A 24,174-nucleotide genomic window follows, 5' to 3' on the forward strand; every position below is an offset into this window, starting at 1 on the left:
AAGAAAAAGCTGAAAAACGTGAACAAGAACGTCTTGAAAAAGAACGTATCGCTCGCGAAAAAGAATTAGAGCGTCAACGTATCGAAAAAGAAAAAGCTAAACAAAGAGAAAAAGAGCGCCTTGAGAAAGAACGTATCGAAAAAGAACAAGAAGAAAAAAGAAAAAGAGAATTTAGACGAAAAGAAAAAGAATTTAAGTTATCAGAAGATAAGAAAAAATTAGAGCTATTACAAAAAGAAAATGAGATGAGAGAACACGAAAATAATCTTCTATCATTACAAACTTCATTAATTTCTCTAGAAGATAAAATCGAAGAAAAAAAACTTACTATCTCTACTCTAAAAAATAGAAAAGCTGATAAAGAGAAAATAACACTTGAAGAAAAAAGACTTAACATTTTAAATACTCAAAGACAAGTTGTGTTGAAAGATATTGCAACTGAGAAAAAGGCCATAGAAAAAATTCAAAAAAATCTTGATATTGAATATAAACTAGATGGTCTTAAAAAGGAAATTCACAGTATCAAAAAAGAAGTTGTTAATGAAGATGAAACAGCATTTAAAGTTAAATATATTGACAACAAATCTAAAAATATATTCGTGGTATCTCTTCTAAGTATTAAAGCTTTCATTTCTAAATCTATTTTAAGAAATAAAGTTGAGAATTATGATAAAATACAAAAAGTATCCAAAAATATTAAGGTTAGAATTGCAACTTCAATAATTTTAGCTTTATTATTATCAATTTGTTTCTTAGTTACTCTGAAATTCATTTCTTCTGCAAAAGAGCACTATGTAGGATTCGGTGAAACTAGCAATAGCGCCGTCAATACTACAGACGAATTGAAAAAACAAAAAGAAGCTGAGGAAAAAGAAAAAATTCTTAAAGCACAAGAACAAGCCAACGCTGTTCGTATCGATTCAGAAGCGCAAGATGAAGAAATAACTGCGAAATTAGCTGGAACATTCTCATCCTACTCATTCGACGTAGACCGTGAAGTTACAGTTAATAAAAAAATTCACGCATTTAAATCAGCTTCTTGGTCAGAACCAGGTGAAGTAATTGAAGCTGGAACAAAACTAACAGTAGATAAGATAGTTTCTCCCGCTGGTTACATTATGTATCAAATTTCATTTGGAAATTTACAAGGGCAATATATTACAGCAAATGAAAAATTTGTTTCTGTGGATAAGAAAAATGATCAACTTGAAAACTTTATCTCTCGTCCAGTAGCAATTAAATTCTTGACTACACAAAATATTTATTCTGACGAGTCTCTAAGCAGTGTTAGATCAACTTATGGTAATGGAGCCCAATTAAATATTAATGGTATTGGTATTTCTAAAAATAATAGATTAATATATCATGTAGCTGATGGATCTTTTGTACCTGTTAATCCAGTTCGTGTAACTGAAACAAACAGAGAAGCACCTAAACAAAAAAATAACGATAACAATAAAAATACTACTGATACCCAAAATCAAAACACTCAAAAGAGAACAACTAGATAATAAACTAATTCACCTTAAATATTTCCCAAAACAAGTTATACAGGATAGTAACTTATTTTTGTTTAATATTTTAAACTTTAAAATTAATAAATTATTACTTTTAATGACTTTTATTTCTTACAATCATTTTAGTTTTTTAACTCTTTCTCGAATTCAGGGTATAGAAAGAAATCAGCTACACCATAATAAATACGATTAACAATAAATATCATTCCTAATTTAGATTTATAAAAAAGGGCTTTTTGTCAAGTTCGGGGCATGGGAAAAAATCACTCTAGAAATCTAGGCAGCATTTTGCTGCTTAGATTTTTTCTTACTTTCTTTAAGTTTGATATTATTTTTATATTCAGAAACAAATAAACTCGAAACTAGGATAACCTCCTAATTCGAGTTTATTTTTTATATCTAAGTGTGATAGTTTCTTAGATTTTATTGATTTTTCTTTCTTCTAATCGCTATTGCAGCCCCTAGTGCCAACAATGCAATCTCTAGTGAGTTAGTAGTTTCCAATCCAGTTTTTGGCAATTTTTCTGTTTCTTTTTTATTATTTTCTTCTTTTTTTTCATTACTAGTCTTATTGTTATTATCAGACTCTTCTTTTTTATTTTCAGACTTATACTCTGCTTTTACTGGAGTTACTATTTGAACACGACTTTCTAAATCTTTAGCACCTACTCTAATTCTCTCTAGAATAGTAAATTTACTGAAATGATTTATTTTAAATTGTACAACCCCTTCACTAAAACTACTTTCAACTTTTTCTAATTCATTATTGTCAGTAATATGATACACTTCTAGTTCTGCATTATCATTTTTTACTACAGACATTTTAACTGTACGTTCGGCATCACTATCTAATTTCTTACCATCTTTTTCAAAATGAATTTCAAATACTTCTACAACTTTATATTCACTACCTAATTTTTCGATAATAGTTTTATTTAGATTTTCATCATTAATTGATCCTACAAAAACATTATCAGCTTTTATTTTATCTTTATCAAATAACACAGCTACATCACGTCCTAAAATTTTTGCTGATAAGACATGATTTTCTACCTTAGCAGTGTTTGTTGGTGTTTCTTGTTTTTTATCATTAGTTGCTTCTTGTTTACTTAGAGTCACTTTTGGAGTTTCTTTGCTAGGAGCTACTTTCTTGTCTTCAGTAATAGTTTGCTCTTTAGAAGCATCTTTTTTATCTTCTATTACTGGCTCATTCTTGTTCTCTGAAACTTTGTTTCCTTTTGGAGTTTCCTTCTTATCAGTTTCTTTTGTTACTTCTTTGTTTTCTTTTTTATCATCAGTAACTTTTTCTTCTTTTGGAATATTTTTTTTACCATCTTTTTCAACTAAAGGTTCATTCTTTAAAGTATTTTCTAAAATAGACTTCACTTTCTTAAGATTTTCATTATTAGGATTAGCTTCTAACAATTCTTTAACTTTAACCAACCAAATAGTTTTTATTTCCTGTTCTTTCGTTTTATCAACTTTAATACCAGCTAATAGATAATTTACAAACTCTTTTTCATCAATCGAATTCCAATCAACTTTATCTTCTAAAATAGATTCAACTAATTCTCCTTCTTTATGAATTCCTACCACTGAAACTGTTTTTGATAACACTGATTCTGTTGACTTTGAAGTTGCCTTAAAAGAAGACACTTCTGTTTTAGACTTACCTGTTACGTCTACTTTTTGATATTCTAAAATTTTTTCCTCATGTTTACAATCTTCGCACTTCGGTGACACAATAGATTCTTTAGACTTGAAAGTCAATTCAGGAGTTGCTATTGCTCTTCCAGGTTCTTCTAAGATTGTTTTATTTACTTGTTCTATGTTAACACCAGGAATAGTTTCAGTATTCACAATAACATTGTTTTCATCTTCATGTGCATAAGCTGTTCCAAGAGATCCTGCAGCAATACCTATTAATACACTAACTATACCTACTGAAACCTTTCTTATCGAATATTTTTTCTTATTAAACATAATTTTCTCCTTATCAATTTGTTTAAAAATTACAATGTACTCATTATTCTATCTTTATAATTATATTATATCTATTAAAATTGAGCAAGTATAAAACTGTTTTGAAGATAGTAGAAAAAAAGAAAAATTTCTTTAAACTATAAACTGTGACATCCACAGAAAGAAATTTATTTATATGAACATTATAACACAAATTTTGCAGTTTAGTCGTCTTGAGGAATCTCTAAAAAATCTGTTTTCATCGACTTTTATGTTTTAACAAATTTTTACCGACGAAAAAAACTTTTTTTAGTTTTTCACCGCAATTTTATTTTTCAGGAATTTATTTCCCGTAATAATTTTACTTTAATCTATACTATTTTCAATATAAATACATATGTGTCTTTTTTCTAATATTATAAACAATCTTCTTAATAAAATTGTTTTTTTATGTTACAATTACATATGTATTCTAATTTTATATTAGACATTAGTTAAATTAAATTTTAAGGAGAACTTTTTCATGCAAGAAGTTATGAATTATAAAGATACTAGGATTGAAAACTTCCATACTATTTATCCTAACCATATGAACAGACATGACACATTATTCGGTGGACAAACTCTATACTGGCTTGACGATGTACAAGGTTTAGTAATACGTAGATATACACACCTACCCTTCTTCACTGCAAGTATTGATACATATCAATTTTTAGATGTTGTACATAGACACGAAGCGTTAATTATTGATAGTTATATTTCTAGAGTTGGTACTAGAAGTGTCGAGATTTTTGCAGAACTAAGTGCATTTAATCATGAAACTAGACATACTCGTCTAGTTGGAATCTGTTTCTCAACATTCGCTATCAATAGAGAAACTGTCCTTGAGAAACCTTTACCAAAAGTAGAATATACTGATGAAATTTCAAAATTTGTTAGTTCTTCATACGCAGATAGACAAAGCGGTAAATTATCAGCTAGACAATTCTGTAAAGAATATCTAAAATATTATAATAAATAGCAAAAAAGGAAGCGAGATTTTTTCTCACTTCCTTTCTTTTTTAAAATTTATTAATCAATTGAGTAAAGTAATTCTAATACTTTTTCTTCGAATTTAACTAATTTTTCTTCAGCAACTTTCTTATCTGCATCTTTAACGTAGATGTAAAGTTTTACTTTTGGTTCAGTTCCACTTGGACGTAAAGTATACCAAGATTCATCTGAATAACTGAATTTAACAGCATCTGTTTTTTCGATTTCAATATCTTTTTCTTCACCAGTTGCTACAACTTTTTCTTTTTGCACTAAGTAGTCAGTAATAGCTACTACTTCACTTCCAGCAATTTCACGAGCAAAAATTTCACGATATTTTTCCATCATACGTTTAATTCTTTGAGCACCTGCTGCTCCTTCTAGTACGATAGAGATAGTTTTATCTAGGTAGTAACCATATTTTTCATAGAATCCATCCAGGACATCTACTAATGTTTTACCTTGTGTTTTGTAGAATGCTGCTGCTTCTACTAATAACATAGCAATAGTAACACCATCTTTATCACGTAAGAATGTACCAACGTTGTATCCGATACTTTCTTCATATCCCATCACATAGTTTTTCTCACCTGTAATATCCCATTCATTTGGTAATGCACAGATGTTTTTGAATCCAGTTAGAACGTCAATTACTTCTACTCCGTATTCTTTACAAAGTGGTTCTACCATTTTTGAAGTTACGATAGATTTAACTAATACTGGGTTTTCTGGAAGTTTGTTTTGTTTAGCAAGATTTTCAATAACATATTGAACTAATACCGCTCCAGCTTGGTTACCATTTAGAGAAACTACTTCACCATTGTGAATTACTTCTACAGCAAGACGGTCACAGTCAGGGTCAGTTGCGATGATTACATCAGCATTAACTTCTTTAGCTAGTCTTTCACCATATTCAAATGCTGCAGTGTCCTCTGGGTTTGGATATTCGATTGTTGGGAAAGTTCCATCTGGATCTTTTTGCTCCTCAACAACATGAACATTTTCAAATCCACGGCGTGCAAGGACTGTTGTTACAGCTTTGTATCCTGCACCATTTAATGGTGTATAAACTACAGAAATGTTTTTGTCGATATTTTCATCATTAATTGCACAGTTTAAAGATTCTCTATAGAATTCTTCATCAATTTCTTGACCAATGTAAACTAATAATCCCTTTTCTTGAGCTTCTTCTTCTGTTAAAGTAACATAGTTGTCAAAAATATCCATTGAGTTAATGTATTCTAAAACTTTATCACTTATATCAGATTTAATTTGAGAGCCTTCTTGCCAGTATACTTTATATCCATTATATTCTTTAGGATTATGACTTGCAGTGATGTTAATACCACTAGCTGTTCCTAAGTAACGAACTGCAAATGATAATTCTGGAGTTGGACGTAAATCTTCGAATAAGTATGCTTTAACTCCATTACTAGCCATTACTAATGCTGCCAACTTAGCAAATTCTTTTGAGAAAAGACGTGGATCGTGTGCAATAGCAATACCTTTTTCTTGTAATCCATTGTCGATAATAGTTTGCGCTAACGCTTTTGTAGCACGAGCGATAATGAATCTATTCATTCTATTAGAACCCATGCCTACTTTACCACGTAATCCCGCAGTTCCAAATTCTAATTCTTTATAAAATCGATCTTCTTTTTCTACTTCATCATCAGCTACGTTTTTTAATTGAAGTTTTTCTTCTTCAGTTAAAGCTGAACTGTTTAACCATTTTTCATATAATTCTTGATAGTTACTCATATAATATTACCTCTAAAAATTTAATTTTATGCTAGCCCTAAAGCAATTTCCATCATTTTTGTGAATGCTGTTTGTCTTTCTTCTGGAGTAGTTTCTTCCCCTGTTACTAAAGAGTCACTTACTGTTAAAATTGTTAAAGCATTAACTCCTGCTGCAGTCGCATTCGCATATAATGCAGTACTTTCCATTTCAACAGCTAGAACTCCCATTTTAATCCAATTTTCCATAGCTTTTTCATCAGCATTGTAGAAAATTTCACTACATAAAATATTCCCAACGTGCACTGGTTGTCCCATTTCTTGAGCTTTATTGTATGCTTTTAATAATAAATCAAATGAAGCTGTTAAGCTATAGTTTCCTGGAATGTTGTATTGGTGCATGTAATTTGAATTTGTAGAAGATCCCATACCTAAGATTACATCATATAATTTCACTTCTGGTTGCAATGCTCCACAAGTTCCAATTCTAATTAAGTTTTTCACTCCAAAAGTGTGAATTAATTCATAAGAATAAATACCGATACTAGCGGGTCCCATACCAGTTCCCATTACAGAAATCTTTTTACCTTTGTATGTTCCAGTATAACCTAGCATACCACGCACTTCATTAAAACAAACTGCATCTTCTAAAAATGTTTCAGCAATAAATTTCGCTCTTAACGGATCCCCTGGTAGAAGAATAGTTTCTGCGATTTCTACTCCGTTTGGTTTAATATGTGGTGTTTGTTTATGTGACATCAGTTAGTCCCCCTGTAAATATATTAATAACTTTATTATACCTTTTTTTCTTATCTTAAACAAGTTATATTAGAAAAATAATTATCTATATTTTCTAACAAATATTCTGAAAATAGTAAGTTTCGCATAAAGTTTTCAACGGAATTTCCACTAAAAAATACTATTTACCATATAGATGAACACTCCTTTTAATATAATAATATTTATTATTTTAAAAAAATAATTAACACGTATTTTTTAAGTTTAACTAAGAATTATTAATGGTATTTTGCTATATACAACAATATTTATTGAAAAATAATTATATAAAAATTGAATATCAATAGTAATTTAATCAATTTTGTTATATAATTAATGTTATAAAAAATAAATTAGAAAGAGGTTTTTTTATGTTACAATTAGCTGTCTTTTTCCCAGTAATTGCGATGCTTTTCATACCTTTCTTAAGGAAAAACTTCAAAAATATCCATACTGGAAAATTTGTTATAATTGTACCATTAATTCTGTTTGGATATTTTGTATCAAATATAAAATATATCTATTCAGGTGGGACAATATATAAAAAATTAGCATTTGTTTCTAATGCAGGGCTTGATATTAACCTTAATCTTGACGGTTTATCACTTCTTTTCTCATTACTAATTACAGGAATTGGTACCTTAGTAATCTTATATTCATGTTACTATATGAGTATTTCAGATGAAAAACTACATAAATTTTATATATTTCTATTAATATTCATGTCAGCAATGCTAGGAGTAGTATTATCTGATAATATGCTTAGTATGTACATGTTTTGGGAGTTGACTTCTGTATCTTCTTTCCTACTTATTAGTTATTGGCATGAAAATGATGCTTCAAGAAAAGGTGCTTTAAAATCATTAATAATTACTGTTTTTGGTGGTGTATTAATGTTAGCAGGTATCTTCATTCTAAATAGTATCACTGGTAGTTTTAACGTTAGTGAAATAATTGACTTTACTAATAATCATGGTTACAACAGTAAATACATTATCGCTATGATTCTTATTTTATTTGGTGCATTCACTAAATCAGCTCAATTTCCATTTCATATTTGGTTACCTGATGCAATGGCTGCTCCAACTCCAATTAGTAGTTATCTTCACTCTGCGACAATGGTTAAAGCCGGTATTTATTTATTACTTAGAATTGGAATTGTATTTTCATTCACACCAACTTTTGGAAATATCTTAATTGTTTTTGGTACTATTACTATGTTATTAGGATCAATATCTGCAATTTTCTTAAAAGATCTAAAAGGAATTTTAGCATATTCAACAATCAGTCAGCTTGGTATGATGACTCTTATGATTGGTATTGCAAACTTAGGTTTATATAATGATAATCATTATATTTATACTTTTGCATTTTATGCTGTATGTTTCCATATTATTAACCACGCAGCATTTAAAGCTAGCTTGTTTATGATAACTGGTATAATAGATCACTCATTCCACACTAGAGATATTAAACAACTAAGAGGAGTAAGAATGTATATGCCTCTTGGGTTTATATTAAGTATAATAGCGGGATTCTCTATGGCAGGAATTCCACCACTAAGTGGATTCTACTCAAAAGAATATTTCTTAACAGCTGTATATAGCTTATTAAATTCTAGTATGCTATACATGATAATTGTTATAGCTGTTGTAATCGGTGCTCTAGGAACAGCTGTATATTCATTAATATTAGCTTTCAAACCATTCCTAGGTACTTTCGATAGTAAAGTACTTGGAGACAAAAAACTTCATTTACCAAAAAATGGAATGTTTATTTCTCCAATAATACTTGTAATCTTTGTTATTATTAACACATTTATTAAGGATTATATTGTAATTCCAGCTCAACAGGCTGCTCTTGCAGTAAAAGTAACGAACAACGAGGTAATAACTCACATTCATCACGATAGTTTCCTATCAAGTGAACTTCTTACTTCTATTTTTGTAATAATTGCAAGTTTTGTAATTTATAAAGTTTTCGCTAGTGGTAATGGTATTTACTCAATAAACCCTAGCATTGTATCTATTCACGGTGCATACAACAATTTAGGTATATTATTACATAAAGTTAGTGGTAGACTTCACGATGCATTCATCACTAATCAACTAAGAAGAAATATGAGTTATATATTCTGTGGCCTATCAGCTACTATTATCGGTGGTTATTTTGCAATTGGTAGACCTATGATAATAAATAACTTCTCTACTATTCATTATATGAATATATTCATTGGATTATGTATTGTCCTTTGTTGTGTTACTCTAACAAGAGTTTACAATAGATTAGTACTTATAATCCTTTCATCTGGTGTTGGATTTATGATGACTGGTTTATATGTAACTTTCAGAGCACCTGATTTAGCAATGACGCAATTCGTCATCGAATCAATTTCTACAATTATCTTCTTAATAGCTTTCATTCTATTAACTGATAAAACAAAACAAGTAGAAAAAAATAGTTTCAAACTTACAAACGCAATTATTGCAACTCTGACTGGTGTTAGTTTTATAATTGTAGGACTTGTATCTTATGCATACAAAAATCCATCAGAAATTAGTCAATTTTATTTCGATAACGTTGTAGCTTCTGGTGGAGGAAACATAGTAAATGTTATTATCGTTGATTTCAGGGGATTTGATACCCTATTTGAAATCACAGTTATGACGATGGTAGCTTTAATAATTTATGCTATGTTCAAAATTATTAAAAGAGGAGGACCAAAAGATGAAAACTAATGATGTAATTTTAAAATCATTATCTGCAATTATTTCAGGTTGTATATTTCTACTTTCACTTAGTTTATACTTCGGTGGGCACTTCCTTCCAGGTGGTGGTTTCGTAGGTGGACTCCTTTGTACAATGGCTCTTGCTTTATCTATGTTCACATATGGAATAGACAAAGTTACTAAACTACTTCCAATTAATTACGTTTATGTAACAGCAATCGGCTTACTTTTCTCTATCGGAACAGCTTTTAGTGGAGTTGTTGTTGGAAAAAATTTCTTTAAACATCACTTCACTCATATCCATGTTCCAATTATGGGAGAAATGGAATTACACACAGCTGCAATCTTTGACTTAGGTGTTTATTTCGTAGTTGTTGGTGTATTAATGTCAGTAATATTAGCTTTTGGAAAGGATGGTAAATAATGGAATTTTATATGATTATCTTATGCGGTATTCTTGTTGGTTTTGGTGTTTACCTTATGCTTTCTAAGAGTATGATGCGAATAATTATCGGTGTTGGTCTTTTTGGACATGCTGCTAACCTAATTATTCTTATCGCAGGTGGTTTATATGATGGAGATATTCCTATTATCTCAGAACTAGGAAAAAATTATATAGACCCAATACCAGCAGCACTTATTCTTACTGCTATCGTTATTGGTTTTGCAGTAACTTGTTTATTAATTTCAATTTATATTGCTAACTACAAACTAAAAGGAAGCGATAATGTAATTGATCTTGAAGACGTTGAAAATATGAAGGAGGAGAGAAATAATGCATAGTAATTTACCTGTTATTCCAATATTTATACCCCTTCTATTTGCTGCAATAACAGTATTATTTAGAAAAAGAATAGCAATGCAACGTTTACTAACAACATTAGCTACTCTGTTAGTCTTAGCATTTTCAATCTACAACATCTATCTTGTAGATAAACATAAATTACTAATATTAGAAATGGGTAACTGGGCTAGTCCTTTTGGTATTACATTGACTTTAGATGGACTAAACAGTGTTTTAGTTACAACTTCATCATTAGTATTTTTAGCAACTTTATTATATTCTTTTAAAACAATAGATAAAATTCGTGAACTTAGCTTCTTCTATCCTGGTTTCTTATTAATAATGGTAGGTATTAATGGAGCGTTCACTACAGGAGATATTTTTAACCTTTTTGTTTTCTACGAAATCTTACTTATGTCTTCTTACTTACTATTGTTAGTAGGTATAAATAAAGAACAACTTAAATCTTCTATTAGTTATGTACTAATGAACGTTTTTGCTGGTAGTTTATTTGTTATTAGTATCGGTTATCTTTACACAATTGTTGGTAGTTTGAATATGGCATACATATCACAAACAATTTCTTCTATGTCAGATCGTAGAGGATTATATCTTATCGGCGCAGTAATGATATTCGTGTTCTGTATGAAAGGAGCATTATTCCCACTATTCACTTGGATGAATAGATCATATGTAGCACCTCCAATTGCTGTCTCAATTATCTTTGGGGCGTTATTAACAAAAGTTGGACTATACTCGATTATTAGAACTTATGGACTATTCTACTACGAGTCAAACTTCATTAAATCATACTTATTAATTTTAGGTGCTATATCTATAATAGCCGGATGTATTGGGGCAATTTACCAAAAAGATTTAAAACAAATAGTAGTATTTAACATTGTGATTTCTCTAGGAGTAATGGTTTGTGGAACAGCTACATTAAATACATTTGGTGTTAAAGGTGCTTTATTCTACGCTGTTAATGACATATTTCTTAAAGCTGCTTTATTCATAATCGTAGGCTTAATAATTTACGTTAGCGGTGTTAAATATATTCAAAAATGTGGATTAATTAACAAATATCCTCTTCTAGGATGGACATACTTTATTGTTGTCTTATCATTAGCAGGAGTACCACCATTTAGCGGATTTTACGGTAAAGCTTTAATAATTAAAGGATTAGTAGCAAACAACAATACATTTATTGCAATACTTGTTGCTTTATCTGGATTAGTTGTGTTTTACTCATTAATTAAAGTTTTCTTAAATGTCTTTTACGATAACATCAATAAGAGTTTAATTTTAAAACCACTCCCTAAAGGTGTACAAATCCCTCTTATCGCTATCGTAGCAATTGCATTAATTATTGGAGTTAGCACTAACCTATTAGATGGATTCTTCGATAAAGGTATTCAAATGGTACTTAATCCTCAACATTATATCGATTTAGTACTTAAGAAAGGAGCATAATTATGGCACTACAATTTTTAATTAATATATTAGTTGGTGTAATATGGATGTTCTTTTCAGGAAGTTATAATTCTGAATATTTTGCAGTTGGATTTTTCTGGGGGATGGTATTATTATTCATCTTCAGAAAGACATTTGTTAAAAATATTTTAGGAGAACAACTATACTACATTTATGTATACAAATGGATAAAATTAATCTTAATGTTTTTAGTTGAATTGCTAAAAGCAGATGTGAATGTTTTAAAATTAATGTTCAAAAAAGAGCTTGATGTAAATCCGGTTATTTTTGAATATCCTCTTGAAGTTAAAAAAGCTTGGCAAATAACTCTTTTAGCAAACATGATTACTTTAACACCTGGTACTCTTACAGTGAACGTTAGCCATGATAATAAAGTCTTACATATTCACTGTTTAGATACAGATGATATTCCTGGTGAAATTGAAGGTATAAAAAATAGCTTTGAAAAAGCAATATTGGAGGTTGATTTAGATGGATAAAATTGTAGAGTATTCTATTTTATTGGGAATTTTCGCTAGTATTGCTATGATATTTTTCTTACTAGTTTATATCGTTAAAAAGCCTAGCATCTTTGATAAATTAATAGCAAGCGACCTTCTTGCTATGCCTCTTATGTGCTTAATAGTTTTAGTAAGTATGTACTATAAAACTTTTTCATATATTTCGCTTATACTTATAATAGCTATTATCTGTTTAGTTGGTACAGTTGTCACTGCTAGATTCTTAGCTAAAAAGGAGGTTTTAAGTGATGATACTAAATAATATTTTAGATATTGTTATTATACTTCTAATTTTAGTTTCTATTATAGCTATGTTAGCAACTGTGATTGGGTTCATTAGGTTACCTGATGAAATAACTAAAATTCACGCTGCTGGTGTTACTGGTTCATTTGCTGTTGAATTAGTACTTATTGCTGGATTTGTTTATTTCTATAGATATTTACACGTCCTTGAATTTAAATTCTTTTTAGCAATTGGATTCTTATTCTTAGCTGCACCAGTCTCAGCTCATATGATTTCTATAAGTGCAATAATATATAATAAGCATGTTTATTCTAAAAATAATAAAGATGAAGCTAAAAAAGTTCTAGAAGATATTGAAAAATTAAATAAATAATAGTAATATCAATTATTAAAATACATATAGATTTATAAATTCAAAAACTCTATATGTCATAAAACCTGAAAGAATAACTCGAAAATAAGATTTTTTACAATCAATTTTCGAGTTGTTTTTAATATTCTCAATTTCACTTTTAAATAACGCTTTACATGATATTAGTTACTTAATAAAACGCTTAAAACAACCCTAGACCTTGACTTATTTTGCTTTATATAGTAATATTCATATAGATTATAATACAAGGAGTCATTTTTTTATGAGAAAATATTTTGGAACAGACGGTATTCGTGGTATCGCAGGAGAATCACTAACTGCCGATTTAAGTTTTAAAGTAGGTAAAGCTCTTGGTAAATTACTTACTGAAAAAAAAGAACATCCAAAAGTAATAATAGGTAGAGATACTAGAATTTCATGTGACATGATTGAACAAGCTTTAACAGCAGGACTAACTAGTACTGGTGTTAATGTTATGACGGTAGGAGCTATCCCTACTCCAGCTATTGCATATCTTACTAAAACAATTGAAACTGATAGCGGAATTATGATTTCTGCTTCTCACAATCCATACCAAGACAATGGAATTAAAATTTTTGGACCTGATGGATTCAAACTTACAGACGATCAAGAATTAGAAATTGAACACCTAATCGACAATTCAGACGAAATAAAAAATGCTAGTTTTGAAAAAATCGGAAAATTATATAGTGGAAATGAGCTAACACAAAAATATGTTCAACACATAAAACAATCTATTTCTGGAGATTTATCTGGAATTAAAATTGCTCTTGATTGCGCTAATGGAGCCACAACAGGTGTAGCTCCATTCATCTTCGGTGATTTAGAAGCAGATATAGAAACTATCGGATGTAAACCGAATGGTATCAATATCAACGACAATGTTGGTTCAACAAAAATCAATACAATTGCAAACTTTGTTAAAGAAAATAATGTAGATGTAGGTTTTGCATTCGATGGTGATGGTGATAGAGTACTTGCTGTTGATTCAAAAGGTAATATCGTTGATGGTGATAAAATAATGTTCATCTTAGCAAAACACTTAAAAGAACAAGGTGAATTGAAAGAGAATATGGTAGTATCAACAGTAATGAGTAATATCGGATTCTACAAAGCAATCGAAGAAAATGGATTACGATCGGTAAAAACTGCCGTAGGAGATAGATATGTTGTTGAAGAAATGAGAAATAACGACTACTCACTTGGAGGAGAACAATCTGGTCATATTATTCTTATGAACTATGCGACAACTGGTGACGGTATTCTTACAGCTGTTAAACTGGCTGATATAATTAAATCTTCTGGAAAATCATTAGAAGAACTAGCTAATGAAGTTAATATTTATCCACAAAAACTAGTCAATATTAAAGTAGTGGATAAAAAATCTGCTATGGAAGATGCAGAAATTCTTTCTGAATGTGAAAAAGTAGAAAAAGAATTAGAAAGAAATGGACGTATCTTATTACGAGCTTCTGGTACAGAAAATTTAATTCGTGTAATGGTAGAAGCTAGTAGCGATGAACTAACTGATAAATATTGCGAACAAGTTGCAAAAATCGTTCGTGAAAAATTTGAAGTAAAATAAATCACAAAAAGAAGTTAGGATTAAAAACTAACTTCTTTTTATATTTTGTATTTTTAAAAGATACAACTGTAATTCCAATAATCCTATAAAATCAATTTACATATTAAAATATCCCACTTTTATTCTACACATTATCTCAAACATTTTTTTATATTTATAATTTTTAAACAAATAAATAACAACTTAATATTATATTAATTTTTTTAAATGATAAATTAGTACTAATAAAACTCCTATAAATGGCTATTATATTTACATCTTTACAGTAAATTACTTAATACTATTTTTTACTATAAAAATAGCATTAATTGTATTTAAAATATAAATAATAATATAAACTATTATCAAAATTTTAATCTTTTTATATAAATCGAGTTTTATTAATATTTTACCAAAATATAACTGAATTATTTTAAAGAAAATTATATTTTCCTCTTGTTTTTTGTATATACTTCTGTTATACTTATAAATGAAGTAATTATTATATTACTTCAATATGTTCTTTTATTATAAGTCTCCCTAGCTTATAATAAAGACTTTTCATATTTACTCCCTTATTTCTACCTTACAATATTTTTTGTAAGGTAGGTTTTTTTATTTTCATTTTCTGAAATAACAATTAATTTCCACTGTTTTTTCACAAAGTACATATTTTTTTCTCTTTACAACAAAATTGTCTTGACTTATTTTCTTTCCTAAGGTAAACTTTAATGTGTAGAGAAAAATTATATGAGGGAGGGGAAGATATGATACAAATCGAAAACCTTAACGTTTCCTACAACCAAACCCCTGTTCTTTCTGATGTTAACTTAGAAATTACAGGAGCTAATATAATTGGTATTATAGGACCAAATGGTGCTGGAAAATCCACTTTAATAAAAGCTGTTTTGAACATAATACCATCAACAGGTAGTGCAAAAATAGATAATAAAATCTCTAAAGAAAATTTAAATAATGTTGCTTATGTTGAACAAAAAATTAATATCGATTACAATTTTCCAATAAAAGTAAGGGAATGTGTTTCACTTGGTTTATATCCAAAAATCGGTATTTTTAAAAAATTAAAAAAATCAGATTGGCAAAAAGTAGACGAAGCATTGAAACTTGTTGGATTGGATCAATTTTCAAATCGTCAAATCAGCGAGTTATCAGGTGGTCAATTTCAACGTGTATTAATTGCTCGTTGTCTTGTCCAAGAAGCAAAATATATATTTTTAGATGAGCCTTTTGTTGGTATTGATTCTGTTAGTGAAGAAATCATCATGGAAACACTAAGAGATCTTCGTTCTAAAGGACATACAATTCTAATTGTACACCACGACTTAAGAAAAGTTCATTCATATTTTGATAAAGTACTTATACTAAACAAAGAAGTTATTTCTTACGGTGATACAAAAGAGACTTTTACTAGAGAAAACCTTACAAAAGCATATGGTACTGACCTATTCTTCATGGGAGGTGAATCTAATGATTAAAGAATTTATAGATGGTCTTTATAGTTTTCATTTCTTGCAGAATGCTCTTATCACTGCAATCGTGATAGGTATTGTGGCGGGTGCTGTCGGATGTTTTATTGTACTTAGGGGAATGTCTTTAATGGGAGATGCTATTTCTCACGCAGTTCTTCCAGGAGTCGCCCTATCATTTATATTAGGAATTGACTTCTTTATAGGTGCGATTGTATTCGGACTATTAGCGTCAATTATTATAACATTTATAAAAGGTAATTCAATAATTAAAAGCGATACCGCTATAGGTATTACATTCAGTTCGTTTTTAGCCTTAGGTGTTATCCTAATCAGTGTTGCAAAAAGTTCTACAGACTTATTTCACATTCTTTTTGGTAATATCTTAGCTGTTCAAGACTTAGACATGTATATTACAATTGGAGTTGCTATTTTCGTATTACTTGTAATAAAACTATTCTACAAAGAATTATTACTAACTTCATTTGATGAATTATTGGCAAAAGCAATGGGAATGAAAGTTAATTTCTATCACTATTTACTTATGATACTTTTAACTTTAGTATCTGTAACAGCAATGCAAAGTGTTGGTACAATTCTAATTGTAGCAATGCTAATTACTCCTGCTGCCACAGCATATCTTTATGCAAATAGTCTGAAAACAATGATTCTCTTATCATCTACAATTGGAGCATGTTGTTCTGTACTCGGGCTATTCATAGGATATTCATTCAATATCGCAGCTGGATCTAGTATCGTTTTGACATCAGCTATTGTTTTTGCAATAAGTTTCTTTATTGCACCAAAACAACGCTTTGTTAAGCATAAAAAAAAATAATTTAGGTAATAACATACAAAGAATAAACTAGTTTTTATCTAATCTAAATTAATATAATAATCCCTTTAAATAAACTTATTAAAATAAAAAATACTTCCAAAGTGAGTTTATTTAGAGGTGTTATTAAAAAGGTTTTAATTGATAATGATTATTATTAGTTATGTAAATCTATTTTATTCTTTGTCTTACAAAAAAAAATAATAAAGGAGGCCTATAATATGAAAAAATTAGGTTTTAAAAAATTAAGTTTTCTAGCGCTTATTTTTACTTTAGCTGTTGGATTATTTGCTTGTTCTAGCGCTAAACAAGACTCAAATTCTAACGAAGCTACAAAATTAAAAGTAGTAGCAACTAACTCTATCATTGCTGATATTACTAAAAATATTGCTGGTGATAAAATTGATTTACACAGTATCGTACCAGTTGGTCAAGACCCACATGAATACGAGCCACTTCCTGATGATGTTAAAAAAACATCTCAAGCTAATCTTATCTTCTACAACGGTATTAACTTAGAAACTGGTGGTAACGCTTGGTTTACAAAATTAGTTCAAAATGCTAAAAAAGAAGAAAACAAAGATTACTACGCAGTAAGTGAAGGTGTTGATGTAATTTACCTTGAAGGTCAAAGCGAAAAAGGTAAAGAAGACCCACATGCTTGGTTAAACCTTGAAAATGGTATGATTTATGCTAAAAATATTGCAAAACAATTAGAAGCTAAAGATCCAAAAAATAAAGATTTTTACGAAGCTAACCTTAAAACTTACTTAGAAAAACTTTCTAAATTAGACAAAGAAGCAAAAGAGAAATTCAACAACATTCCTAAAGAGAAAAAAACAATCGTAACTAGTGAAGGATGCTTCAAATACTTCTCTAAAGCATACAACGTACCTTCTGCATACATTTGGGAAATCAATACTGAAGAAGAAGGAACTCCAGATCAAATCAAAACTCTAGTTGAAAAATTACGTAAAACTAAAGTACCTTCTCTATTCGTAGAAAGTAGTGTTGACGAACGTCCAATGCAAACAGTATCAAAAGACACTAACATTCCAATTTACGAAAAAATCTTCACTGATTCAATTGCTGAACCAGGACAAAATGGAGATAGCTACTACAGCATGATGAAATGGAACTTAGATAAAATTTCTGAAGGACTAGCTAAATAACTATATTATAGAATCTCATGTACATTTTTATGTATATGAGATTTTATATTGATTTTTCATATAAAATCGTTTACAATTAAAGATGAGAAAATTTATTAGGAGTTATTTATGAATATTATTAAAAATTTACCTACACCTATTGCCGGTTTAGCACTTGGTTCAGTAGCGTTAGGAAATCTATTACAACCATACAGTCCTAAATTACAATTATTATTTTGTCTTTTATCTTTTATAATAATTGTACTTTTAACTATTAAATTTGTGTTGGGATTTGACAAATTAAAAAAAGAAATGAAAAATCCTGTAATTGCAACGGTTCTTGCAACTTATCCTATGAGTATTATGCTTTTAAGTTCATTTTCAAAAAAATTTATCGGTGCTTACAGTGTTCCCTTTTGGATAATTGGAATTCTTCTAGATTTATTTGTTGTTTGTTATGCAATTTATTATTTTATTTTGAGAGAAAAACATATCAAAAATATTTATCCAACTTGGTTCATCACCTTCGTTGGACCAGCCGTTGTAACTGTAACAGCAATAAATTACAACTTAGAAACACTAGGATTAATTTACTTCTATTTTTCTTATATTAACTACTTAGTATTATTACCTTTCGTTCTTTATAGAGTTTATAAATATAAACATTATAATGATGGTGATTATCCTACTATAACAGTATTTTCTGCTCCTGGTGGATTATTACTAGCTAGTTATATGATAGGAGTTACACAAAAAAGCAACTATATACTTACAGTATTAGTGCCACTAACGATATTATTGTTTATATTTGTCTTAATCCAATTACCTTATTTACTAAAAAGAAAATTCTATCCTAGCTTTTCTGCTTTTACTTTCCCATTAGTAATTTGTGCGATAGCATTTCAAAAAACTGGAATATACTATCAAATAGCTGAATTTTCTGTTTTGAATATTTTAATTCATCTAAGCGAATTACTGGCGATAATTATTGTAATTTATGTATGGTATGGGTTTATTAAGAATTTATCATATTCAAATAATTAATAGTATATACATTTGAAGGACACAGTTCAAAATTGTACTGTGTCCTTATTTTTATATATTTTTCTTTGGATGTCTGTCTATAACATCTTGATTATCAAGTAAAGCTTTTTCCCCTTTTTGAGTTAATTTATATCCTCTTATAGAGAAAAGTTTAGATAACTCTTCCTCACTAAAATTTTCTTCAAGTACTTTATCTAAATCAGCTGCTTTTAACTTAGATAGTCCTTTGATTCCTTTTTGTTTAAGAATATTTTTCTTAGCTGTAGAGTTAATATGATCTAATGAAGAAAATGCACTCTCGATTTCAACATACCCTTCATCTTCTAATTTTTTCAAGTTCTCAGGAGCATTTATACCATACGTATATTCGAAGTATTTAGGAAACCAGGTTTCAGTTGTAAATGTCCCGAATTCTATTCTCCATAACAATATAATATCACCTGCAAGCAGATTATTCTTTAAAGTTACCATATTTCTTTTCGGTACTGGCTTCGCATCCAATAACCACTCATCAATATTTCGTTCAGGAGAGATATATGAAATATTCTCGTGAGATTTATACATTTCTAATATCCTTTGATCCATCTACTCTATAATCTCCTCAAAGTTCTCGATAACATCTTTTAACTCTAATTCTAAGATATAACTAATACCTTTTTCTTGCATTGTTACTCCGTATAAGGTATCCATAGCTTCCATAGTTCCTCGTCTGTGCGTAATAACTAAGAACTGATTATTCTCTGAATAAACTTTCAAGAATTTAGCGAATCTATTAACATTCTCTTCATCCAGTGCCGCTTCTACCTCATCAAGTACTACAAACGGAGGATTTTTAACCTGTAATATCGCAAATAGTAAACTTACCGCAGTTAAAGATTTCTCTCCACCTGATAATAATGAAAGGTTTTGAAGTTTTTTACCAGGAGGTGAAGCTTCGATTACTATTCCAGTATTTAATATATCATTTGGTGATTCTAAAGTCATATCCGCATAACCACCTTTGAATAGTTCTTTAAATATCTTATTAAAGTTCTCAGCTACTTGAACAAACGTCGTTAAGAAGCGCTCTTTTACTTCTTTATCAATCTCTGCGATAGTCTCTTCTAGTTTTTCTTTCGCTTCTACAAGGTCGGTAATTTGCTCATTATAGAAGTCATAACGTTCTTTTACTTCTTCAAATTCAGCTATAGCATTTAGGTTAATATTACCTAAGTCCACTATCTCTTTACGAAGTCTTACTACATCATCTTTATATGAAGGTACTTCATCAATATTTTTATCAGTCAATCTATCTGATACACTTTCATACGTTACATTATAGTTGGTAACAAGATTTTCTAGATACTCATCGATTTTAACTTCTATCTTCGTCTGTTCTACTGTTAGTTTTTCAAATTCTGAAGTTTTTTGACGTAGACTTTCGTTATTTCTTTGTTGAGCTACCGTAATTTCTTTTTCACGTTTAAACAATCCTGTTTTTTCCATATCAAGATCTGATAATAAAGTCTTAAGCGTTGTTAAACGTTCAGTACACTCAATAATCAACTTAGAGTTATTTTCTAAGATTTGAAGCTCATCTTCCTCACTCAATGACTCAGCATCTTTAGACATTTCTAGTCTTATCAACTGTTCATCCACATCTGCTATATCTGCTAATAGTGATTCTATTAACTCTAAACCATGCTTAGTAGTCTCTTCCAATTTTGATTTTTCTATCTTAAGCTCAGCAATTTTCTCTATGAATAATTCCTCAGCACTTTGAGCATTTTGTTTCTTACTACTTTCTTCTTTGATTTTTTCATCAAGTTTTTGTAGTTCTACTCTAATTTTTCCAAGACTTTGAGTTAATTCGATAATATTACTTGAATCATCCTCATTGTCTTTAAATTCTAATAATTTTTTCTCATTAAATTCTATATTTGCTTTAATATCAGCAATCTCAGAATTCTTATGATTAATACTTAATTCTAATTGCTTAAGTTTTAAAATCACTTCTTCTTTTGTCGATTTTAAACTTCCAATTTCATTCATTACTTCTTGTTGTTGATTTTCTAATTGATGTTTTTCTCTATCTAATTTTTCAATCTTATCATTAATTTTAACAAGATTTTGTGAAAGTTCATCAAGTTCAGCTTTGTGTTTAATAGATGAATTATTATTTTTATTAATAGCTCCACCAGTAATAGATCCACCACTGTTAATAATTTGCCCATCAAGGGTAATAATTCTATTCCTAAAATTAATCTTACGAGCTATTCTATTGGCGTTATCCATATTATCAACGATAAGAACAAGCCCTAATAGGTGAGATATTATATTTTTATACTCACTATCAACAGTTATAAGATTTTCAGCAATATTGATAAATCCTTCTTCATTTACTACTGTTCTATAAACATCATTGGCAATAGCTTTTGCTTTAATATTATTTAATGGTAAAAATGTAACTCTACCTTTATTAGTTTTCTTTAAATGATTAATGCACTCTTTAGCAACATTCTCATTTTCTACGATAATATTTTGTTGTGCTTGCCCTAAAGCAATATCAATAGCAACAGCATATTCTTTATCAAATTCTACAATATTTGCTACACTATTATGAACACCAGCTAAAGAATCCTTATTTGCAAGAATCTCTTTAACTCCAATATTATAAAAGCTTAAATTATTGATTTGATCTTCTAAAAATTTCTTACGATTTTCCAGGTTACTCTTGAAGTTATGTCCTGTACGAATTTGATCTTCTATATTTTTCCCATTTGAATTAATTAAAATATTTTTTTCAACTAATATATCAAGTTCTCTTTGAAGATTAGATAATTGTTCATTTAATACCTTTTGTTCTTCTATCGCTGTAAAAAATTCTTCTTCTCTTACACTTAAAACTTGTTTTTGTCTTTCTATATTATCTAAAATTTCTTTACTGTTTTCATCAGCACTCTCTAGATTTCTCTTTGCAAACTCTATACTATTCTCTAGTTTAGTTTCTTCGTTAATTAAGCTATAGTAAGTATCTTTTAATTCTTCTATATTTCTTTCAATTAATTCTAGTTTACTTTCTTCACCTGATTCTAACGAAGATATTTCTTTGTTAATCTTTTGAATTCTGGCCTTAGTTTCAGCATTTAAATTTTCTCTTTCAGCTAGCTTACTTTCAAGGTTTTGTTTTCTTTCCTCAAGATACTTAATATCATCGTTTATTTTTTCACTTCTAAGTGTTCTGTTATTTTTTCTTTCCTCAATAACACTCAATTGCGATTGAAGAGATTCTTTCTTCTGAACTAATTCTAACTCCTCATCATGATATTTCATGTATGTTCTATCGAGCGAAACTAAACTATTCTTGATGCTTTCTAAATCTTTAATAAGTTCTTCTTGTCTACTTTCAAGTCCAAGTTTTTCAGATTCTTTCTCATATTTAACTTGAAGTAAATCAGCAAGTCTTTTTTGATATTCAGCAATGTTATAGACATTTAATAAAATGTCTTTTTCTTCAAGCTCATTAGCATAATCTAAATATTTTTGAGTTTTATTTTTTTGATCTTCTAAGATTTTATAACGACCTGAGATTTCTGAGAAAATATCATTTAATCTCATTAAGTTATCATTAGTTTTTTCTAATTTAAGATTAGTTTCTTTTTTCTTATTTTTATATTTTAATACTCCTGATGCCTCTTCTATAATCGCTCGACGATCAATAGGTTTAGATGAAATAATATCTTCTACCTTACCTTGAGTAATAATACTATAACTTTCTTTATTAATCCCAAAATCAAGATAGATATCCGTAATATCTTTTAATTTAGCACGTTTATTATCAATGTAATATTCACTATCACCATTTCTATACAAACGTCTTTTAATTTCACAATTATCTTCTCCGTTAGAAAATGTTACTGCTACTTCAGCAAAGTTTTTTCTTTTCGCATCTTCAGTCCCCGAAAAGATAACATCTTTCATGCTACTACCACGTAAATTTTTAGCAGATTGCTCCCCTAAAACCCAACGAATAGCATCAATTATATTACTTTTTCCCGAACCATTCGGCCCTACAACACCGATTAAATTATTTTTAAATTCAAACGTTGTCTTCTTTTGAAAAGATTTAAAACCTGTAACTTCAACCTTTGCTAATTTCATCTTTGTTTCCTTTCATTATTTTTAAATATCTTTGTACCCTAGTTTTTCTAATGCTTGTTTTGCTGAAAGCTGTTCAGACTCTTTCTTAGTCGTTGCAGTTCCACTTCCATACTGATTTCCATCAATTAAAACAGCACTTGTGAAAGTTTTAGAATGTGATGGCCCCGTAGAATCAAGTACTACATACTCAATATCACCCAATTTAATTTTTGAAATGTACTCTTGTAGTATAGTTTTATAATCTACAAAGCTGTGATATTCAAGATCTTGAACTTCTGTAAATAACGTGTTATGTAAGAAAGTTTTTACCACCTCAAGATTTGACTCTAGGTACATTGCTCCTGTGAAAGATTCAAAAATATCAGCAAGTAATGCTGCTCGACTTCTTCCACCCATCTTTTCTTCTCCTTTTCCTAGGTAAATACATTTATCTAAACCGAGTTGCAAAGCATATTTAACCAATGTTTTTTCGCAAACAATAGATGCACGCAGCTTAGTAAGTTCACCTTCAGGAAGCTCAGAAAATTTCTTAAATAAAAATTCACTTGTTGTAAGTTCAACAACAGCATCCCCTAAAAATTCCAAACGCTCATAATTTAAATGCTTCGCAATTCTTTTCTCATTAGTATAAGAAGAATGAGAAAATGCATTTTTAAAATTCTCACTGAATATCAAATTAAAACCATACTTTTCATTCAAAGTATTAAGCAATCTTTCAATATATGTTCGTTCCACAATAATTCTCCTTTCTTTCATTATTGAGAGAAACTCAATAATT

The 24,174-nt window shown here is 29.2% G+C and carries 20 protein-coding genes; 14 read left to right on the plus strand and 6 right to left on the minus strand.

The genetic code is table 11. The features are described from left to right. The coding region (locus RYK99_RS01545) for a DUF5776 domain-containing protein (protein ID WP_314989508.1) at positions 1-1,511 on the plus strand (1,511 nt) is incomplete at its 5' end. Between the two features lie 429 nt (positions 1,512-1,940). Here RYK99_RS01545 and RYK99_RS01550 read toward each other — a convergent pair. Further along, complete coding sequence (locus tag RYK99_RS01550) at positions 1,941-3,500, minus strand: YSIRK-type signal peptide-containing protein (RefSeq protein WP_314989510.1); 1,560 nt, start codon at positions 3,498-3,500, stop codon at positions 1,941-1,943. A gap of 502 nt (positions 3,501-4,002) precedes the next feature. Between RYK99_RS01550 and RYK99_RS01555 the strand changes: the two genes are divergently transcribed. Next, positions 4,003-4,503 (plus strand): acyl-CoA thioesterase, encoded by a 501-nt coding sequence (locus RYK99_RS01555; protein WP_314989511.1) that lies wholly within the window; start codon positions 4,003-4,005, stop codon positions 4,501-4,503. 50 nt (positions 4,504-4,553) lie between these two features. On the opposite strand, the gene RYK99_RS01560 is transcribed toward RYK99_RS01555, so the two are convergent. Then, the gene (locus tag RYK99_RS01560; RefSeq protein WP_314989513.1) at positions 4,554-6,275 is read right to left on the minus strand and encodes a phospho-sugar mutase; all 1,722 of its coding nucleotides are present in this window, start codon (positions 6,273-6,275) and stop codon (positions 4,554-4,556) included. A 26-nt stretch (positions 6,276-6,301) separates the two neighbouring features. Continuing rightward, a complete protein-coding gene (gene deoD, locus RYK99_RS01565) occupies positions 6,302-7,012 on the minus strand; it encodes a purine-nucleoside phosphorylase (protein WP_314989515.1) in 711 nt (236 codons plus the stop codon). Between the two features lie 389 nt (positions 7,013-7,401). Here deoD and mbhE point away from each other — a divergent pair, with 389 nt between their 5' ends. The 12 genes from mbhE to RYK99_RS01625 all read left to right on the plus strand — a co-directional run bounded on the left by mbhE (position 7,402) and on the right by RYK99_RS01625 (position 19,256). After that, complete coding sequence (mbhE, locus tag RYK99_RS01570) at positions 7,402-9,768, plus strand: hydrogen gas-evolving membrane-bound hydrogenase subunit E (RefSeq protein ID WP_314989517.1); 2,367 nt, start codon at positions 7,402-7,404, stop codon at positions 9,766-9,768. After that, complete coding sequence (locus RYK99_RS01575) at positions 9,758-10,183, plus strand: Na(+)/H(+) antiporter subunit B (RefSeq protein ID WP_003147002.1); 426 nt, start codon at positions 9,758-9,760, stop codon at positions 10,181-10,183. The genes mbhE and RYK99_RS01575 overlap by 11 nt, the downstream gene beginning before the upstream one ends. Next, positions 10,183-10,542, plus strand: coding sequence for a Na(+)/H(+) antiporter subunit C (locus RYK99_RS01580; protein WP_003147003.1), 360 nt, complete (start codon positions 10,183-10,185; stop codon positions 10,540-10,542). Before RYK99_RS01575 ends, RYK99_RS01580 begins: the two co-directional genes overlap by 1 nt. Next, complete coding sequence (locus RYK99_RS01585; RefSeq protein ID WP_314989520.1) at positions 10,535-12,016, plus strand: proton-conducting transporter membrane subunit; 1,482 nt, start codon at positions 10,535-10,537, stop codon at positions 12,014-12,016. The genes RYK99_RS01580 and RYK99_RS01585 overlap by 8 nt, the downstream gene beginning before the upstream one ends. 2 nt (positions 12,017-12,018) lie before the next feature. Continuing rightward, positions 12,019-12,516: a Na+/H+ antiporter subunit E gene (locus RYK99_RS01590; protein ID WP_314989522.1), complete on the plus strand. Its 498-nt coding sequence runs from the start codon at positions 12,019-12,021 to the stop codon at positions 12,514-12,516. Continuing rightward, a complete protein-coding gene (locus RYK99_RS01595; RefSeq protein WP_314989524.1) occupies positions 12,509-12,799 on the plus strand; it encodes a monovalent cation/H+ antiporter complex subunit F in 291 nt (96 codons plus the stop codon). Before RYK99_RS01590 ends, RYK99_RS01595 begins: the two co-directional genes overlap by 8 nt. Further along, a complete protein-coding gene (locus RYK99_RS01600) occupies positions 12,786-13,154 on the plus strand; it encodes a monovalent cation/H(+) antiporter subunit G (RefSeq protein ID WP_314989527.1) in 369 nt (122 codons plus the stop codon). The genes RYK99_RS01595 and RYK99_RS01600 overlap by 14 nt, the downstream gene beginning before the upstream one ends. A gap of 262 nt (positions 13,155-13,416) precedes the next feature. Then, a complete protein-coding gene (gene glmM / locus RYK99_RS01605; protein ID WP_314989529.1) occupies positions 13,417-14,760 on the plus strand; it encodes a phosphoglucosamine mutase in 1,344 nt (447 codons plus the stop codon). Between the two features lie 746 nt (positions 14,761-15,506). Next, a complete protein-coding gene (locus RYK99_RS01610; RefSeq protein WP_271987513.1) occupies positions 15,507-16,235 on the plus strand; it encodes a metal ABC transporter ATP-binding protein in 729 nt (242 codons plus the stop codon). After that, positions 16,228-17,064: a metal ABC transporter permease gene (locus RYK99_RS01615; RefSeq protein ID WP_271965837.1), complete on the plus strand. Its 837-nt coding sequence runs from the start codon at positions 16,228-16,230 to the stop codon at positions 17,062-17,064. The genes RYK99_RS01610 and RYK99_RS01615 overlap by 8 nt, the downstream gene beginning before the upstream one ends. Before the next feature lie 218 nt (positions 17,065-17,282). Further along, on the plus strand, positions 17,283-18,233 hold the full coding sequence (locus RYK99_RS01620) for a metal ABC transporter substrate-binding protein (protein WP_271987512.1): 951 nt from the start codon (positions 17,283-17,285) through the stop codon (positions 18,231-18,233). Between the two features lie 108 nt (positions 18,234-18,341). Then, on the plus strand, positions 18,342-19,256 hold the full coding sequence (locus tag RYK99_RS01625; RefSeq protein ID WP_314989535.1) for a TDT family transporter: 915 nt from the start codon (positions 18,342-18,344) through the stop codon (positions 19,254-19,256). A gap of 51 nt (positions 19,257-19,307) precedes the next feature. Here RYK99_RS01625 and RYK99_RS01630 read toward each other — a convergent pair whose 3' ends face one another. Genes RYK99_RS01630 through rnc form a run of 3 tightly spaced genes read right to left on the minus strand, consistent with a single transcriptional unit; the run spans position 19,308 to position 24,131 of the window. Further along, the gene (locus RYK99_RS01630) at positions 19,308-19,841 is read right to left on the minus strand and encodes a hypothetical protein (RefSeq protein WP_314989537.1); all 534 of its coding nucleotides are present in this window, start codon (positions 19,839-19,841) and stop codon (positions 19,308-19,310) included. After that, positions 19,842-23,396, minus strand: a complete 3,555-nt coding sequence (gene smc / locus RYK99_RS01635; RefSeq protein ID WP_314989539.1) for a chromosome segregation protein SMC — start codon at positions 23,394-23,396, stop codon at positions 19,842-19,844. Positions 23,397-23,417: 21 nt separating this feature from the next. Further along, positions 23,418-24,131 carry a ribonuclease III gene (rnc, locus tag RYK99_RS01640; RefSeq protein WP_314989541.1) on the minus strand — a complete coding sequence of 238 codons (714 nt, stop codon included), beginning with the start codon at positions 24,129-24,131 and terminating at the stop codon, positions 23,418-23,420. Positions 24,132-24,174: the final 43 nt, after the last annotated feature.

This window comes from uncultured Gemella sp. (genome assembly GCF_963537375.1).
In the GTDB taxonomy this organism is placed as follows: domain Bacteria; phylum Bacillota; class Bacilli; order Staphylococcales; family Gemellaceae; genus Gemella.

Coding starts and splice junctions, on each gene's coding strand:
- RYK99_RS01550 (WP_314989510.1), bottom strand. CDS start 3,500: ATGTTTAATAAGAAAAAATATTCGATAAGAAAGGTTTCAGTAGGTATA.
- RYK99_RS01555 (WP_314989511.1), top strand. CDS start 4,003: ATGCAAGAAGTTATGAATTATAAAGATACTAGGATTGAAAACTTCCAT.
- RYK99_RS01560 (WP_314989513.1), bottom strand. CDS start 6,275: ATGAGTAACTATCAAGAATTATATGAAAAATGGTTAAACAGTTCAGCT.
- deoD (WP_314989515.1), bottom strand. CDS start 7,012: ATGTCACATAAACAAACACCACATATTAAACCAAACGGAGTAGAAATC.
- mbhE (WP_314989517.1), top strand. CDS start 7,402: ATGTTACAATTAGCTGTCTTTTTCCCAGTAATTGCGATGCTTTTCATA.
- RYK99_RS01575 (WP_003147002.1), top strand. CDS start 9,758: ATGAAAACTAATGATGTAATTTTAAAATCATTATCTGCAATTATTTCA.
- RYK99_RS01580 (WP_003147003.1), top strand. CDS start 10,183: ATGGAATTTTATATGATTATCTTATGCGGTATTCTTGTTGGTTTTGGT.
- RYK99_RS01585 (WP_314989520.1), top strand. CDS start 10,535: ATGCATAGTAATTTACCTGTTATTCCAATATTTATACCCCTTCTATTT.
- RYK99_RS01590 (WP_314989522.1), top strand. CDS start 12,019: ATGGCACTACAATTTTTAATTAATATATTAGTTGGTGTAATATGGATG.
- RYK99_RS01595 (WP_314989524.1), top strand. CDS start 12,509: ATGGATAAAATTGTAGAGTATTCTATTTTATTGGGAATTTTCGCTAGT.
- RYK99_RS01600 (WP_314989527.1), top strand. CDS start 12,786: ATGATACTAAATAATATTTTAGATATTGTTATTATACTTCTAATTTTA.
- glmM (WP_314989529.1), top strand. CDS start 13,417: ATGAGAAAATATTTTGGAACAGACGGTATTCGTGGTATCGCAGGAGAA.
- RYK99_RS01610 (WP_271987513.1), top strand. CDS start 15,507: ATGATACAAATCGAAAACCTTAACGTTTCCTACAACCAAACCCCTGTT.
- RYK99_RS01615 (WP_271965837.1), top strand. CDS start 16,228: ATGATTAAAGAATTTATAGATGGTCTTTATAGTTTTCATTTCTTGCAG.
- RYK99_RS01620 (WP_271987512.1), top strand. CDS start 17,283: ATGAAAAAATTAGGTTTTAAAAAATTAAGTTTTCTAGCGCTTATTTTT.
- RYK99_RS01625 (WP_314989535.1), top strand. CDS start 18,342: ATGAATATTATTAAAAATTTACCTACACCTATTGCCGGTTTAGCACTT.
- RYK99_RS01630 (WP_314989537.1), bottom strand. CDS start 19,841: ATGGATCAAAGGATATTAGAAATGTATAAATCTCACGAGAATATTTCA.
- smc (WP_314989539.1), bottom strand. CDS start 23,396: ATGAAATTAGCAAAGGTTGAAGTTACAGGTTTTAAATCTTTTCAAAAG.